General features: G+C 61.7%; 16 protein-coding genes and 1 pseudogene. 9 read left to right on the top strand and 8 right to left on the bottom strand.

All coding sequences use genetic code 11. The features are described from left to right. Positions 1 to 2: 2 nt before the first annotated feature. Genes DNK50_RS02400 through DNK50_RS02385 form a run of 4 tightly spaced genes read right to left on the bottom strand, consistent with a single transcriptional unit; the run spans position 3 to position 2,994 of the window. The gene (locus DNK50_RS02400) at positions 3 to 719 is read right to left on the bottom strand and encodes a DUF484 family protein (protein WP_099585985.1); all 717 of its coding nucleotides are present in this window, start codon (positions 717 to 719) and stop codon (positions 3 to 5) included. A gap of 13 nt (positions 720 to 732) precedes the next feature. After that, a complete protein-coding gene (dapF, locus tag DNK50_RS02395; protein ID WP_112192744.1) occupies positions 733 to 1,563 on the bottom strand; it encodes a diaminopimelate epimerase in 831 nt (276 codons plus the stop codon). Between the two features lie 3 nt (positions 1,564 to 1,566). Next, complete coding sequence (gene lysA / locus DNK50_RS02390) at positions 1,567 to 2,814, bottom strand: diaminopimelate decarboxylase (RefSeq protein ID WP_112192743.1); 1,248 nt, start codon at positions 2,812 to 2,814, stop codon at positions 1,567 to 1,569. A gap of 9 nt (positions 2,815 to 2,823) precedes the next feature. Further along, positions 2,824 to 2,994 (bottom strand): lipoprotein, encoded by a 171-nt coding sequence (locus tag DNK50_RS02385; RefSeq protein ID WP_010207449.1) that lies wholly within the window; start codon positions 2,992 to 2,994, stop codon positions 2,824 to 2,826. 238 nt (positions 2,995 to 3,232) lie between these two features. On the opposite strand from DNK50_RS02385, the gene cyaY reads away from it, so the two are divergent. From cyaY to rnk, 3 genes are all read left to right on the top strand, one after another. Then, on the top strand, positions 3,233 to 3,565 hold the full coding sequence (gene cyaY / locus DNK50_RS02380; RefSeq protein WP_112192742.1) for an iron donor protein CyaY: 333 nt from the start codon (positions 3,233 to 3,235) through the stop codon (positions 3,563 to 3,565). Between the two features lie 2 nt (positions 3,566 to 3,567). After that, positions 3,568 to 3,786: a DUF1289 domain-containing protein gene (locus DNK50_RS02375; protein WP_112196884.1), complete on the top strand. Its 219-nt coding sequence runs from the start codon at positions 3,568 to 3,570 to the stop codon at positions 3,784 to 3,786. A 131-nt stretch (positions 3,787 to 3,917) separates the two neighbouring features. Beyond that, positions 3,918 to 4,331 (top strand): nucleoside diphosphate kinase regulator, encoded by a 414-nt coding sequence (gene rnk, locus DNK50_RS02370; protein ID WP_099585981.1) that lies wholly within the window; start codon positions 3,918 to 3,920, stop codon positions 4,329 to 4,331. Here rnk and DNK50_RS02365 read toward each other — a convergent pair. The 3 genes from DNK50_RS02365 to DNK50_RS02355 form a co-directional block, all read right to left on the bottom strand. Then, positions 4,328 to 7,168: a class I adenylate cyclase gene (locus tag DNK50_RS02365; RefSeq protein WP_099585980.1), complete on the bottom strand. Its 2,841-nt coding sequence runs from the start codon at positions 7,166 to 7,168 to the stop codon at positions 4,328 to 4,330. The two genes, rnk and DNK50_RS02365, sit on opposite strands and share 4 nt — an antisense overlap. Positions 7,169 to 7,336: 168 nt before the next feature. Beyond that, positions 7,337 to 7,591, bottom strand: a complete 255-nt coding sequence (locus DNK50_RS02360) for a TIGR02647 family protein (protein ID WP_099585979.1) — start codon at positions 7,589 to 7,591, stop codon at positions 7,337 to 7,339. A gap of 95 nt (positions 7,592 to 7,686) precedes the next feature. After that, positions 7,687 to 7,971, bottom strand: coding sequence for a hypothetical protein (locus DNK50_RS02355; RefSeq protein WP_099585978.1), 285 nt, complete (start codon positions 7,969 to 7,971; stop codon positions 7,687 to 7,689). 125 nt (positions 7,972 to 8,096) lie between these two features. Between DNK50_RS02355 and DNK50_RS02350 the strand changes: the two genes are divergently transcribed. Further along, entirely contained in the window at positions 8,097 to 8,756 is a 660-nt protein-coding gene (locus DNK50_RS02350; protein WP_099585977.1) for a glutathione S-transferase family protein, read from the top strand. 92 nt (positions 8,757 to 8,848) lie between these two features. On the opposite strand, the gene argH is transcribed toward DNK50_RS02350, so the two are convergent. Then, entirely contained in the window at positions 8,849 to 10,243 is a 1,395-nt protein-coding gene (argH, locus tag DNK50_RS02345; RefSeq protein WP_112192741.1) for an argininosuccinate lyase, read from the bottom strand. A 390-nt stretch (positions 10,244 to 10,633) separates the two neighbouring features. On the opposite strand from argH, the pseudogene DNK50_RS29395 reads away from it, so the two are divergent. From DNK50_RS29395 to DNK50_RS29055, 5 genes and pseudogenes are all read left to right on the top strand, one after another. Beyond that, positions 10,634 to 10,750 (top strand): annotated as a pseudogene (locus DNK50_RS29395) (sensor histidine kinase); the annotation flags it as partial. Beyond that, the gene (locus DNK50_RS02340) at positions 10,747 to 11,493 is read left to right on the top strand and encodes a LytTR family DNA-binding domain-containing protein (RefSeq protein ID WP_099585975.1); all 747 of its coding nucleotides are present in this window, start codon (positions 10,747 to 10,749) and stop codon (positions 11,491 to 11,493) included. The pseudogene DNK50_RS29395 and the gene DNK50_RS02340, both read left to right, overlap by 4 nt. A gap of 138 nt (positions 11,494 to 11,631) precedes the next feature. Next, positions 11,632 to 12,573 carry a hydroxymethylbilane synthase gene (gene hemC, locus DNK50_RS02335; protein ID WP_112192740.1) on the top strand — a complete coding sequence of 314 codons (942 nt, stop codon included), beginning with the start codon at positions 11,632 to 11,634 and terminating at the stop codon, positions 12,571 to 12,573. Then, positions 12,570 to 13,331 carry a uroporphyrinogen-III synthase gene (locus tag DNK50_RS29060; RefSeq protein ID WP_256595464.1) on the top strand — a complete coding sequence of 254 codons (762 nt, stop codon included), beginning with the start codon at positions 12,570 to 12,572 and terminating at the stop codon, positions 13,329 to 13,331. Before hemC ends, DNK50_RS29060 begins: the two co-directional genes overlap by 4 nt. Before the next feature lie 18 nt (positions 13,332 to 13,349). Beyond that, positions 13,350 to 14,477 carry a uroporphyrinogen-III C-methyltransferase gene (locus DNK50_RS29055; RefSeq protein WP_256595463.1) on the top strand — a complete coding sequence of 376 codons (1,128 nt, stop codon included), beginning with the start codon at positions 13,350 to 13,352 and terminating at the stop codon, positions 14,475 to 14,477. The last annotated feature ends 4 nt before the right edge of the window (positions 14,478 to 14,481 follow it).

Below are 14,481 nucleotides of genomic sequence, written 5' to 3'. Positions count from 1 at the left end.
GGCTAGCGCACCGCGCGCAGGGCGGTGGTGAAGCGCGGTAGAACGCGGCCCAGCACTTCGGCGATATAGGTCAGGAACAGCGTGCCCACCGAGCTTTTGTAGTGCGCGGGATCACGGCTCGCGATGGCCAGCACGCCATGCAAACCTTGATGGCTGAGGGCGACCACTGCAGTGGAACCGATCTCCTTGCGCTGTTCGGCGCCAAACAGGAAGTCCAGCTCGTGCTCGCGCAGGGTGCCGCTGATGCTCTTGCCCTCGGACAACAGGCCGCCAATCGCGGTCTGCGCGTCGCTGCCGCTGACCCAACGGCCCACGGGCATCGGGTTGTCGCTGAACAGGATCAGGCTGACAAATGGCACCTGGAAGTCCTGGCGCAGGCTGTCTTCTACCGCGATCACGGTTTCTTCCAGGCTGGTGGCGTCCATCAGGGCAAGAATCAGGCGACGGGTCTTGTCGAACAGGCGGTCGTTGTCGCGGGCGACGTCCATCAGGTGCGAGAGCTTGTGACGCATCTCGATGTTGCGCTCGCGCAGGATCTTCATCTGTCGTTCCACCAGCGACACGGTGTCGCCACGCTGGTGGGGGATGCGCAACGCCGGCAGCAGTTCTTCGTGCTCGACGAAGAAATCCGGGTTCGCCTCAAGGTACGCCGCGACAGCGGCGGCCTCCAGACTTTCGCTCGGGGTTGCGGGTGCGGGTACTTGAGGCTTATCGGTCATTAGCTGGGCTCACTCATAGACGGACCTGTCCTTCGTATACACGCGAGGCCGGCCCGGTCATCAGCACCGGGTGGCCAGGGCCTGCCCATTCGATGGACAGGCGTCCACCGGGCAGGTCGATCAGCAGCGGCGAATCCATCCACCCCTGGCTGATCGCGGCGACGGCAGCGGCGCAAGCACCGGTGCCGCATGCCTGGGTTTCGCCGGCGCCGCGTTCCCATACACGCAATTGCGCGCGGGAACGGTCGATCACCTGCAGGAAACCCACGTTGACCCGCGCCAGAAAGCGCGGGTGGTGTTCGATCTTCGGCCCCAGTTCATGCACGGGGGCATTGTTGATGTCGTTGACCCGCAGTACGGCATGGGGGTTGCCCATGGACACGGCGGCGATGTCCACCGACTGGCCGTCCACATCCAGCGCGTAGCTGACGGCCTGCTCGGTGGCCTGGAACGGAATATCCGCCGGCACCAGGCGTGGCGCGCCCATGTTGACGCTGATCTGGCCGTCGCTGCGGATATCCAGTTCGATCACGCCGCTCTTGGTCTCGACGCGGATCTGGCGCTTGGCAGTCAGGCGCTTGTCCAGCACGAAGCGCGCGAAGCAGCGCGCACCGTTGCCACACTGCTCCACTTCGGATCCGTCGGAGTTGAAGATCCGATAGCGGAAATCCACCTCCGGGTTGCTCGGCGCTTCGACAAGCAGCAATTGGTCGAAACCAATCCCGGTATGCCGATCGCCCCACTGTTTAGCGTGCTTGGGCAGGATGTGCGCGTGCTGGCTGACCAGGTCCAGGACCATGAAATCATTGCCCAGCCCGTGCATCTTGGTAAAACGCAGCAGCATGGCTTACTCCGGCAGCAGGCTTTCGCCAGCATACAACTCGGCTACCGTCTCGCGGCGACGCACTTCAAACGCTTGATCACCGTCCACCAGCACCTCGGCGGCACGGCCGCGGGTGTTGTAGTTGGAACTCATGACAAACCCGTAGGCACCGGCCGAATGCACGGCCAGCAGATCGCCTTCTTCCAGGGCCAACTGACGATCCTTGGCCAGGAAGTCACCGGTTTCGCAGATCGGGCCGACGATGTCATAGGCACGGGCTTTGCTGTCGCGAGGCGTCACTGCGGTGACATTCATCCAGGCCTGATACAGCGCCGGGCGGATCAGGTCGTTCATCGCCGCGTCGACGATGGCGAAATCCTTGTGTTCGGTGTGCTTGAGGTACTCGACCTGGGTCAGCAGCACGCCGGCGTTGGCGACGATATAGCGGCCGGGCTCGAACATCAGTGTCAGGTCGCGGCCTTCAATGCGCTCGCGCACGGCCTGGATATAGTCGGCAATCAGCGGCGGCTCTTCATCGCGATAACGCACACCCACGCCACCACCGAGGTCGATGTGGTGCAGGTAGATGCCGCACTCGCCCAGGCGGTCGATCAGCGCCAGCAGGCGGTCGAGGGCATCCAGGAACGGTGGCAATGTAGTCAGTTGCGAGCCGATATGGCAGTCGACACCCAGCACTTCCAGGTTCGGCAGTTGGGCGGCGCGGATGTACACATCTTCGGCGTCGGCAATGGCGATGCCGAACTTGTTCTCTTTGAGACCGGTGGAAATGTACGGGTGGGTGCCAGCATCGACGTCCGGGTTGACGCGCAGGGAGATCGGCGCACGAACGCCCATCTCGGCGGCTACGACTTGCAGGCGCTCCAGCTCGTCGGTGGATTCGATATTGAAGCAATGCACACCGACTTCGAGGGCGCGGCGCATGTCTTCGCGGCTCTTGCCGACGCCGGAGAACACAATCTTGTCAGCCTGACCGCCAGCCGCCAGTACTCGCTCCAGCTCGCCACGGGACACGATGTCAAAACCAGCGCCCAGACGCGCCAGGACATTCAGTACACCCAGGTTGGAGTTGGCCTTGACTGCGTAGCACACCAGGTGCGGTACGCCGTCCAGTGCGTCGGTGAAGGAGCGGTATTGCGCTTCGATGTGAGCGCGGGAGTACACGTACGTCGGGGTGCCAAAGCGCTGGGCAATCGCGGACAGCGCCACGCCTTCCGCGAACAGCTCGCCGTTCCGGTAGTTAAAAGCGTCCATGGAGTTCCCTTATTCGTAGGTGTCGTGCTTATGCGCTTTGGATGGCTTTTGCGACGATTGCGCCTGTTCATTCGGGTCTTTGCTGTCATCGGGCAGGTACAGCGGGCCTTTTTGACCACAGGCACTAACGAGGCAAGCGACCGCGACGAGCGCAGCAAGGGAAGAGATCAGGCGCTTCATGGCGAAATCCTTGAATATGCATTAATTGCGCCCGAGTATACCGACCACCCGCCAGCTTGCCTATGCGCTGAAATACCCGTCCGGCGGGGGTTTGCCGACATGAAGGGGAAGCAGGCTACGCTGGCAGAGGATATTTCGTACCGTCATCGGTAGCGAAATCGGTATCCTTTGCAATCGGCGAAGCTCGCCCGTATCGTGCGGCGCTTGAGCAAAACCAGACACTTTTGAGGTTGCCACAATGAGTTTGACCGAAGCCCGTTTTCACGACCTGGTGGATGCCACGCAGCAGGCGCTGGAAGATATTTTCGACGACAGCGGCCTGGACGTGGACCTGGAAAACTCGGCCGGCGTGCTGACCGTCAAGTTCGACAGCGGCCAACAGTTGATCTTCAGTCGCCAGGAGCCGCTGCGTCAGTTGTGGTTGGCGGCGCGTTCCGGTGGCGTTCACTTCGACTACGACGAAGAAAGCGGCAAATGGCAATGCGACAAGAGTGAAGAGCTGCTGGGCGAGATGCTCACGCGCCTGGTCCAGGAATATACCGGCGAAGAGCTGGATTTCGACGAGATTTGACTGTGACCCAGCCTGTACCTGTCCGCCCGCCCAAGCCGCTGTTCAGCAATGTGAGCCCTGCGGTGCCGTCACCTTGTATCAGTTTGTGTCGCCTGGACGAGCAAAAAGTCTGCCTCGGCTGCTTTCGCCACGTCGAAGACATCCGCGAATGGCGCTCCGCCGACGATGCGCGGCGCCGGATGATCTGTGCCGAGGCCGAGCAGCGCAGGGCGAACGCCTGAGGCTGTCTTGTTTATTTGTGACGCTGTGGTAGTGTCCGGGTACGCCTCAACTCACCGAGGCCCGTGAGAACCCCGCCTTTTTTTGGCGGGGTTTTGCTTTTTTGTGCAGAAAAAAGGAGTCTGCCTGAATCATGACCACCGCACCGTCCATCATCCTCACCCGTCTTGACGTGCAGCGCCTGGAGCAATTGATCGACCGCTTGGGCGACGCAACTCCCGGCGTCGAAGCGTTGCAAGCCGAACTCGACCGCGCCGAAGACGTGGTCGGTCACGATGAAGTGCCTGCGGGTGTCGTGACCATGAACTCCAGCGTGCATTGCCGTGAGCAAGGCAGCGGCAAGGACTACCACCTGACCCTGGTCTACCCGAAAGACGCCAATGCCGATGAAGGCAAAATCTCGGTCCTGGCGCCAGTGGGCAGTGCATTGCTCGGCCTGCAAGTGGGCCAGCACATCGACTGGCCTGCGCCGGGCGGCAAGACGCTGAAGCTTGAATTGCTCAGCGTTGAAGGCCAACCCAAGGATGGCGGAGCGTTCCCGCTTTAAATCTGGCTCAGCGCCGCATTCAGCGACAGCTCCAGCTCGGCCTTGTAACGCAGGTAAAGGTTGCTCGGGCTCTGCACATCGCCGAGCAGGCCCGATAGATCAAGGTCGGTGATGTAGCAGCGGTAGCGTTCGGTTTCCCGGCGCTGCCCGACGATCTCCTGGGCGACCACGGCAAATAGCTGGTCGCCGAACTCCAATTCGCAAAACTCCCGTTGATTACAGTACAGCGTGATGCCCACCTGGCCGGGTGCTGCCTTGCCGATAATCGCCTGCACGTCGTAAAACGGTTTGTTCGTCGGGTTGTGCGGCGTCGGGCGGGGCTCGATGCCGCGTGCGCGGCCGTTGCCTGACGGCAATAATTGGTAATACAAGGTCTGCGCCGCGCCCAGCGGCTGTTGCGTGTCCAGCGGCGACAACGCCTCGCGACGATAGATGATTGATTGCAGGAAGCGCTGCAACGGCGCCAACAGGCTCTGCTCATCATGAAACGGCAGGCGCTGTTGCCACAGTGCGTTGAACTCATCCAGCACATACAGCTCGGCGAAACCTTCATTGACCCGATAGAACACCTGCACGCAATCGGCCATGCCCATGGGCAACAGCAGCGCCAAGTCGTGGTCTTCCAGCGCCATGGAATCCAGATGCAATGGGCTGTAGCTGGCCAGCTCTTCACTGAGGTAGGCGATCAGCGCGTCCTGGGTTGCCAGTGACACGTGGGTGGCCTGGCCCGGCGTCAACTCCATCACGTGGTAGTGCTGCTGGACTTGCAGCAAGTACCGGTGATTGGACTGACCCAGCAGCAGGTTCTGCGCGGTGTCGAAGATTTCTTCCACGCGCTGGGCAATGAATTGCGCACGGTTGTGACAGAAGCAGCGCACCCGCAGCCGTGGCAGGTGGTCCGGCGGCAGTTGGTTGAGGTAGTCGCGCAGGCAGTCGAGCAAGGCGTGCGGGCCGTCGTAACGGCTGACCATTACCTCGTTCCAGCTGTTGAGCGTGACCTGGTCCAGGGTCAGCACCAGGTTATCGCGCACCCCGGCATAGCTCAGGGAATCGGTGCGCTCGGTGGTCATCAGGATATTCAGGTCGCGGTGATGCTTGAGCGGGTCGACGCCGACGTTGATCAGCAGCAACACCTCCTCGGGCACCGCCGAGCGCAGCAGGCTGATTTCATCGACGCTGGTCAGGGGCAGGGCGACGGTCTGCTGCAGGCTGCCCAGCAGGTTGAACAGCTCGAATTCGGTCATGTCGCTGGTGCCGGGGTGCAGCGCCAGGCGCGTGCTGCTGTCGATCACGCCATTGCGATGGCACCAGGTGAGCATCTCCAGCAGGTCGCGGCTGCGCTTGATCGGCGCGAAGTGCTCCCATTCCAGCGCGGTGAGGTTGCCGTTGTACAGGCCCCAATGGTGCTGGCCCGGTTCCTTGCGGTTGGGCGACTGCACCAGGGTCAGGGTGTCTTCGGCCAGGTCCGGGGCGATGCCGGGGTTGATGAACTCGACCTTGCCGGCCTTGCGCTCGAAGGCGGCGTACAGGCGCCGGCCCAGCACATTGAGATCGCGCTTGTTGATCAGGCTGACGGTCTGTTCGGTACGGGCAAACTGGGTCAGGAAGCGATAGCTGTAGTTCAGCTCGCTGACCAGCGCACGACGCTCTGACGCCACCTGGCGCACTTTCCATTGGCTGCGGCTGTCCAGCAGGGCCAGTTGACGCTGGTCCCAGCCCCACTCGTGGGCGAGGCGCTCCAGCAACAGTCGCTGCCAACTGGTGCTGCGTTGGCCGGCGGTGAGTTTGCGATTGACCTTCAGGTACAGCGCACGGCGCACCAGCTCCAGGCGTTCCGGCTCGTTGCGGGCCTGGAGGTATTCCTCGATGCGGCGGTACACCACGATGTACGGGTCCAGCTCATCCAGGTCCATCTGGTTGGCGAACACCGCGCGCTTGAAGCGCAGGCTCAGGCAGTGCACGTTCGGGTGCTCGCTCGCGTAGACCTCAGTCAGCAGCAGCTTGAGCACCGATTTGTAAGGCGACTCGATGCCTTTGAACAGTTGCCACAGCCCCGCGCCAATGAATTCGCCGGGGGGAATATGCGCGAGGTGGCCCAGGTCGAGGGTTTCATCGGCGCGAATAAACCGCTTGGAAAGCAGCGTATGGGTGAATTCGGCGTAACGGGTTTCTTCGTATACCGGCACCAGCCACCAGATCGGCGTGCGCCCGGCCAGCCAGATGGCGGTGCGGTAAAACTCGTCCAGCAGCAGATAATGCTGGGTGGTGCCGCAGTCGTCGGAGCTCAGCTGGGTGTCGCGTTCACCGAGCACAAAGCGCGTCGGCTCGATCAGAAAGAAGTGCGCCTCGGCGCCCATGGTCAGGGCCCAGGCTTCCAGCATCTGGCATTTCTTGCGCAGTTCGGCCTGCTCGTTTTCGCTCAGGTCGGGAGCGTGGCAGACCCACACGTCCATGTCGCTCTGATCCGCCTGGGCCAGGGTGCCAAGGCTGCCCATCAGGAACAGGCCATGGATCGGCTTGGGCTGATTGACCGGCCGCGGCTTGTAAGAGAACGAGCGGGTCAGGCGTTGGGCTTCGGCCAGGGCCTGGGCGTCAGGTTCGAAGTTCGACAGCCCGGCCGGCGTGCTGCCCGATACATAGCCGGGCAACAGCGGATGATTGACGTGGAAAAACAGCGGCAGCAGGGTCAACACGCTTTGTTGGCGCGGCGTCAGACCTTCGACTGCACGGGCCATGCGGCCTTCGTTGAGGGCCATGAAGCGCGCGCGCAGTTGGGCCAGCACCTTGCGGTCGATGCCTTCGTCCAGGTCCGGGCGGATTTCATGGGTGCGGGTCATGTCGAACTCGTGGCTCGCAGAGCCCGACGTGGGCGGCCGTGTAGGAGTTTACAGTCAGTGGCGTAGGAGTTTTAGAGGGAAAGCAGCGTTTGATGCCAGAATTTTCTCACGTGCACAGCAAAGCCCTCGGAATCCGCAATGGGCGGACTCCATGGGCGGTAGTCGGTATCAGGCGGCTTCTTTGGTGTTGGCAGTGGTCAAAATGGTCAGCAGGGTTTGGGCCTGCTCCGCAGCGTCCCGGCCAAGGCTGGTGAGGTAGCCTCCGTCCGGCTGGTCGATCAGTCCTTTTGCATGGAGTCGCTTGGCAGCGGCGATAGCAGTGGCAGCGGCGGTCTGGTGGACTTTCAGACCTTCCTTGGTGCTGTCCAAGGGAAAGAGTACAAGGATTTCCAGTTCGGCAACCAACTCAGGGGTATACGACATAAGGACTCCAGACTTTCTAAAATTTATTAGAGGCTAGCAGACCATAAGGTGAACGCACTTTGCCGAACTGTCCAGCGTGTTGCGGTGTGCCGGGGTTATTCCTTTTCCGGCGGCAACTCAGGCAACGCCCGCAGCGCGGTTTCATACCACTCGGTATTGAAGGCGCGGTCTTCTTCCAGCATTGCGTCAATCTCGAATGCGAGCACGTGGGCCATGAGATTCAGGATCTCTTCACGCTCATAACCCACCAACGTCAACTTGTTGAAGGTAGCTTTGGCGGCAGGCGGGTTGTCGCTTTCGATCTGGTTCTCGATTGCTTCGATCAGGGTCTCTTCGGTGAATTCTTCTTCGTCGTTGTCGATATCGGTCGGCTCGCTCATGGCAGGCTCCTCAAGGAAAGGGCGCCAGTCTACCCCCATTCAGGCAGGTGATGCTGCTGGTCAGGCCGCGCCCCAGGATCTATAACTCCTGCAGCCAACCCCGCACACGGCCTGGAGGCTTTGCGATGCTCAAGCTTTACGGATTTTCGGTCAGTAACTACTACAACATGGTGAAACTGGCGCTGCTGGAGAAAGGGCTGCTATTTGAAGAGGTGCCTTTCTACGCTGGCCAGACCCCGCAAGCCTTGGCAATCAGCCCGCGTGGCAAGGTGCCGGCGCTGGGCGTGAAGCAGGGGTTTATCAACGAAACCAGTGTGATCCTCGAATACATCGAGCAAACCCAGGAAGGTCCGTCGCTGTTGCCAGCCGAGCCATTCCAGCGCGCCCAGGTGCTTGCGCTGTGCCGTGAAATCGAGCTGTACATCGAGCTGCCTGCCCGCGCGTGTTTTGCCGAAGCGTTCTTCGGCATGCCGGTGCCGGAGGCGATCAAGGAGAAATCCAAAGCGGAGTTGCTGCTGGGGATCGGTGCTTTAGGCAGGCACGGCAAATTTGCGCCTTATGTGGCGGGGGAGAGCTTTACGCTTGCAGACCTGTATTTCATGTACAGCGTGAACCTCGCCTGTGGCGTGGGCGAAAAGCTGTTTGGCCTGGACTTGCTGGCTGAGATGCCGAAGGCGAAGGCGTTGCTGGAAAAGTTGCACGCCATGCCCAATGCTCAGAAAGTGGCGGCGGACAGAGAGGCGGCGATGCCGGCGTTTATGGCGATGATCGCGGCCAAGAAATAGATTTTGGCGTCTGGCAGGACGCTATCACGGGCAAGCCCGGCTCCCACATTGGAATGCGATTTCCTGTGGGAGCTGGCTTGCCTGCGATACTTTTAGCGGCTGGCGAGCAATTCCTGGCCGCGCAACACAGCTGCCTTCACCTGCGCCGGCGCAGTGCCGCCGACGTGGTTACGGGCATTCACCGAGCCTTCCAGAGTCAGCACGGCAAACACGTCCTGTTCGATCTGGTCGCTGAATGTGCGCAATTCTTCCAGGCTCATTTCCGCCAGGTCCTTGCCGGTGTCCACGCCGTATTTCACGGCATGGCCGACGATTTCGTGGCAGTCACGGAACGGCAGGCCACGGCGCACCAGGTAGTCCGCCAGGTCAGTCGCGGTGGAGAACCCACGCAAGGCCGCTTCGCGCATGATCGCGTGTTTTGGCTTGATCGCCGGGATCATGTCGGCAAAGGCACGCAGCGAGTCGCGCAGGGTGTCGGCTGCGTCGAACAGCGGCTCCTTGTCTTCCTGGTTGTCTTTGTTATAGGCCAGCGGCTGGCCTTTCATCAGGGTCAGCAAGCCCATCAGCGCGCCGAACACACGGCCGCTCTTGCCACGTACCAGCTCTGGCACGTCGGGGTTTTTCTTTTGCGGCATGATCGAACTGCCGGTGCAGAAACGGTCCGGCAGGTCGATGAACTGGAATTGCGCGCTGGTCCACAGCACCAGCTCTTCGGAGAAGCGCGACAGATGCATCATCGCGATGCTGGCGGCGGCGCAGAATTCGATGGCGAAGTCACGGTCCGACACGCCATCCAGGGAGTTGCCCCCTACGGCGTCGAAGCCCAGCAATTGCGCGGTGTACTCACGGTCGATCGGGTAAGTGGTGCCGGCCAGCGCGGCGCTGCCCAACGGCATGCGGTTGGCGCGCTTGCGGCAATCCACCAGGCGCTCGTAGTCGCGGCTGAGCATTTCGAACCAGGCCAGCAGGTGGTGGCCGAACGTCACAGGCTGGGCGGTTTGCAGGTGAGTGAAGCCGGGCATGATGGTGTCCGACTCGCGCTCGGCCTGCTCCAGCAGACCTTTTTGCAGGCGAGTAATTTCGGACAGGATCAGATCGATTTCGTCGCGCAGCCACAGGCGGATATCCGTGGCCACCTGGTCGTTACGGCTACGACCGGTGTGCAGCTTCTTGCCGGTCACACCGATACGGTCGGTGAGGCGGGCCTCGATATTCATGTGCACGTCTTCCAGGTCGACGCGCCAGTCGAACGTACCGGCCTCGATCTCACCGCGGATGGTGGTCAGGCCGTCGATGATGCTGTCGCGTTCGGCGTCGGTCAGTACACCGACTTTGGCCAGCATCGTCGCGTGGGCGATGGAGCCCATGATGTCGTGGCGGTACAGGCGCTGGTCGAAGGTGACGGAGGCGGTGAAGCGGGCGACGAAGGCGTCGACGGGTTCACTGAAGCGGCCGCCCCAGGACTGGTTGGTCTTGTCGGTGCTCATGGATTCGCTCGTGGTCTGCTTAATAAAGAGGCGTGGAAGTCTGCCGGCGATAATAACAGGGTTGCCCGTGGAGGCGGTGCTGCGGGTCGTCGGCATTTTTATTTGTGCAAAGGATGGCTAAGTGCCTTGCCGCCGACCGCGTCCGGGAAGAGACTGGAGGCAGGTGTTTATTGAAACGATATTTGACGATTGAGCAATATCGTTCCAGTGAGCGTCTACAGTTGGACTGATAGTGTGTGAATGCACCAAAGTCGGGTATTGCGGTCAGAGCCTGACTATCCATTTAAAAGGGGGGTATTCGGATTGTGTATCAGCAAACCCTACGACGATGCCCGATGGCAGCAGGTTTTGGGCGCTATTGAACAGGTCCGGGTAAATATGGGTGCCGCTGTCGGGGCACTTTTTGCCGCTCGCGCTAGTCTTAGCGTGGATCGCTGTGACGCAAGTCACCGCACCTGTCTACGTTATCCTTGTGCGAGACTCACGCAGGAATCCAGCGCTATATGAATGTCCTGATCGTTGATGACGAACCCCAAGCCCGCGAGCGACTGACCCGCTTGGTCAGTGAGCTTGAGGGTTATACAGTCCTTGAGCCGAGTGCCTCCAACGGGGAGGAGGCGTTGACGCTGATCGACAGCCTCAAGCCGGACCTGGTGTTGCTCGATATCCGCATGCCGGGCCTCGATGGCCTGCAAGTTGCCGCCCGGCTGAGCGAGCGGGAATCGCCGCCTGCCGTGGTGTTGTGCGCCGCGCAGGAAGAGTTTGCCGAACAGACACTGGAAGCCAGTGGCGTCAGCTTTGTGATCAAGCCAGTGACTGGCGACGCCTTGCTCAAGGCCCTGAAGAAAGCCGAGCGCCCCAACCGCGCTCAACTGGCCGCCTTGACCCAGCCTGCCGCCCAAAGTGGTAACGGGCCGCGCAGCCACATCAGCGCACGTACACGCAAAGGCATTGAGCTGATTCCGCTGAGCCAGGTGGTTTACTTCATTGCCGATCACAAGTACGTGACCCTGCGACATGAGGCCGGCGAAGTGTTGCTCGATGAGCCGCTCAAGGCCCTTGAGGATGAGTTCGGTGACCGCTTCGTGCGTATCCACCGCAACGCACTGGTGGCCCGCGAGCGCATCGAGCGCCTGCAACGCACACCCCTTGGGCACTTCCAGTTGTTTCTCAAAGGGCTTAACGGCGATGCGTTGATTGTCAGCCGACGCCATGTCGCCGGCGTGCGCAAAATGATGCAGCAGCTTTAGTCCGAGGGCTCCAGCGAGGTCTGCATTCCTTATCCCGGTGCGACGTGGCCAGGGAGGCCCCGCACTTGCTGATTCAAATCAAAGCGCGTTTGCCTGAGCTGTTATTATCTGCCGTATCTACCCAGTACGGATTGATCCATGTCCTCTCGCGAAATCCGCATCGCCACCCGTAAAAGTGCCCTGGCCCTATGGCAGGCCGAATACGTCAAAGCACGCCTTGAGCAGGCCCATCCCGGCCTCGCGGTGTCCCTGGTGCCCATGGTCAGTCGCGGCGACAAGCTGCTCGACTCGCCGCTGTCGAAGATCGGTGGCAAGGGCCTGTTCGTCAAGGAGCTGGAGACGGCGCTGCTGGAAAACGAAGCCGACATTGCAGTGCATTCGATGAAAGACGTGCCCATGGACTTCCCCGAAGGCCTGGGCCTTTTTTGTATCTGCGAGCGCGAAGACCCGCGTGATGCCTTCGTTTCCAACACCTATGCGTCCCTGGATGAGCTGCCGCTGGGTAGTATCGTCGGCACCTCCAGCTTGCGTCGCCAGGCCCAGTTGCTGACCCGTCGCCCGGACCTGCAGATCCGTTTTTTGCGCGGCAACGTCAACACCCGTCTGGCCAAGCTGGATGCCGGCGAATATGACGCGATCATCCTCGCCGCTGCCGGTCTGATCCGCCTGGGCTTCGAAGACCGTATCACCTCGGCCATCAGCGTCGAAGACAGCTTGCCTGCTGGCGGGCAGGGCGCCGTGGGCATCGAATGCCGCACCGCCGACCGTGAAATCCACGCGCTGCTCAAGCCTCTCGATCACCACGATACCGAAGTGCGCGTCACGGCCGAGCGTGCCCTGAACAAACACCTCAATGGCGGCTGCCAGGTGCCCATCGCCTGCTACGCCGTGCTTGAAGGTGAAAACCTGTGGCTGCGTGGCTTGGTCGGCGACCCCGACGGCGGCACCTTGCTGACGGCAGAGGTGCGCGGGCCGCAGCGTGATGCCACGGCCCTGGGCATCCAGGTCGCTGAAGAACTGCTGGATAAAGGCGCCGGTGCCATCCTGCAAAAAGTCTACGGTGAGGCCGGCCCGCAGTGAGCGGATGGCGAGTGCTGCTGACGCGGCCTGCCGAGGAGTCGACAGCCCTGGCGGCGTCGTTGTCTGAAGCCGGCATTTTCAGCAGCAGCTTGCCCTTGCTCGACACTGAGCCTTTACCCATCACGCCCGGACAGTTGGCTGTATGGCGCGACCTGGATCGCTATTGCGCGGTGATCGTGGTGAGCAAGCCCGCTGCGCGCCTAGCCGTGCAGCAATTGGCTTTTCGTCCCGCGCCGCCAATGCCTTGGTTCAGCGTCGGCGCGGCAACAGCGCAGGTACTGGCCGATCATGGCCTGAACGTTCACTATCCCCAAACCGGCGACGACAGCGAGGCCTTGCTTCAGCTGCCGGCGTTGCGCGAGGCTGCTGCACGCCCTGGTTCGCGGGTGTTGATCCTGCGGGGCGAGGGCGGACGAGAGCTGCTGGCGGAGCGTTTGCGCGAGCAAGGTGCTAGTGTCGACTATCTGGAGTTGTACCGCCGTTTTCTTCCAGACTATGACGCCGGTGTGCTGGTGCAACGTATCCAGTTGGAACGCTTGAACGGGCTGGTGGTCAGCAGTGGGCAGGGTTTTTTGCACCTGCAAGCCTTGGCCGGCTCCCATTGGCCACAGGTGGCACAGCTGCCGTTGTTCGTGCCCAGCCCACGCGTCGCCGAGATGGCGCGGGCTGCGGGCGCAGAAAAAGTTGTGGATTGTCGCGGCGCGAGTGCCGCGGCTTTGTTAGTGGCGTTACGGAGTCATGCCGTTCCCACTCTCTGATACGCAAAGGACGGATACGTGAGCGAAACAGCCTTGCCTAAAGATGAAACCCAACCCGCACTCGATGCGCCGGTTGAGTCACCGGTCACCACGCCGCGCCGTGGCAATGGCCTGGCAGTTGTCGCGCTGCTACTTGGCGCCGCTGGCGTCGCCGCCGGCGGCTGGGGGATCTGGCAGGTCCGCGCCCTGCAAGCCAGCAGCCAGCAGCAGTTGGGTCAGGTGCAGACCCTGGACGACCAATCCCAATCCCTCAAGCAAAGTCAGCAGCAACTGGCTGCACGTCTTGCCCAGTTGCCGGGTGCGGACGAGCTGGAAGAGCGCCGCCGTCTGGTCGCCCAGCTGCAAGGTGATCAGCAGCGCCTGAACCAGCGCCTGGAAACCGTGCTCGGGGCAAGCCGCAAGGACTGGCGCCTCGCCGAGGCCGAGCACTTGATCCGTCTGGCGAGCCTGCGGTTGTCCGCCCTGCAAGATATCAACAGTGCCCAAGCGCTGGTCCAGGGCGCCGATGAGATTCTTCGTGAGCAAAGCGATCCAGGTTCCTACGCCGCCCGTGAACAATTAGCCAAGAGCCTGGCCGCGTTGCGCAGTACCGAGCAGCCGGACCGTACCGGGTTGTACCTGCAATTGGCAGCCTTGCGTGACCAGGTTGTTCAGCTGGCGGCCATTGCCCCCGAATATCAGCTCACCGAGCCCGCTTCCCAGGGGCGTCCAAGCACGGATACGGATAACCGCTGGAGCCAGTGGTGGGAACAGATTTCCCGCTACTTCCGCATCGACTTCAACCCCGACGACAACGTCCGGCCACTGCTTGCCGGCCAGGGCTTGAACCAAGTTCGCCTGGCCCTGAGCCTGGCGTTGGAGCAAGCCCAATGGGCGGCGCTCAATGGCGAGTCGGCGGTGTACAGCCGATCGCTGGGCGAAGCGCGCAGCGTGTTGCAGGACAACTTCAACCAGGACAACCCGCAAAGCAAAGCGATGCTGGCGCGTATCGCCGAACTTGAGCCCAAAGCCGTGTCGGTGGTGACACCGGATCTGGCGGCGAGCCTGGCCGCAGTGCAGGCGTACCTTGAACGTCGTCATCTGTCTGCTGATGAAGCCAAGGCGGCGGCTGGCAACCCGGCGGCCTCGTCGGCGAAGCAGGAGTAGACCC

Source organism: Pseudomonas sp. LG1E9 (assembly GCF_003290225.1).
In the GTDB taxonomy this organism is placed as follows: Bacteria; Pseudomonadota; Gammaproteobacteria; order Pseudomonadales; family Pseudomonadaceae; genus Aquipseudomonas; species Aquipseudomonas cyclaminis.
This window is presented reverse-complemented; position numbering and strand designations above follow the sequence as displayed.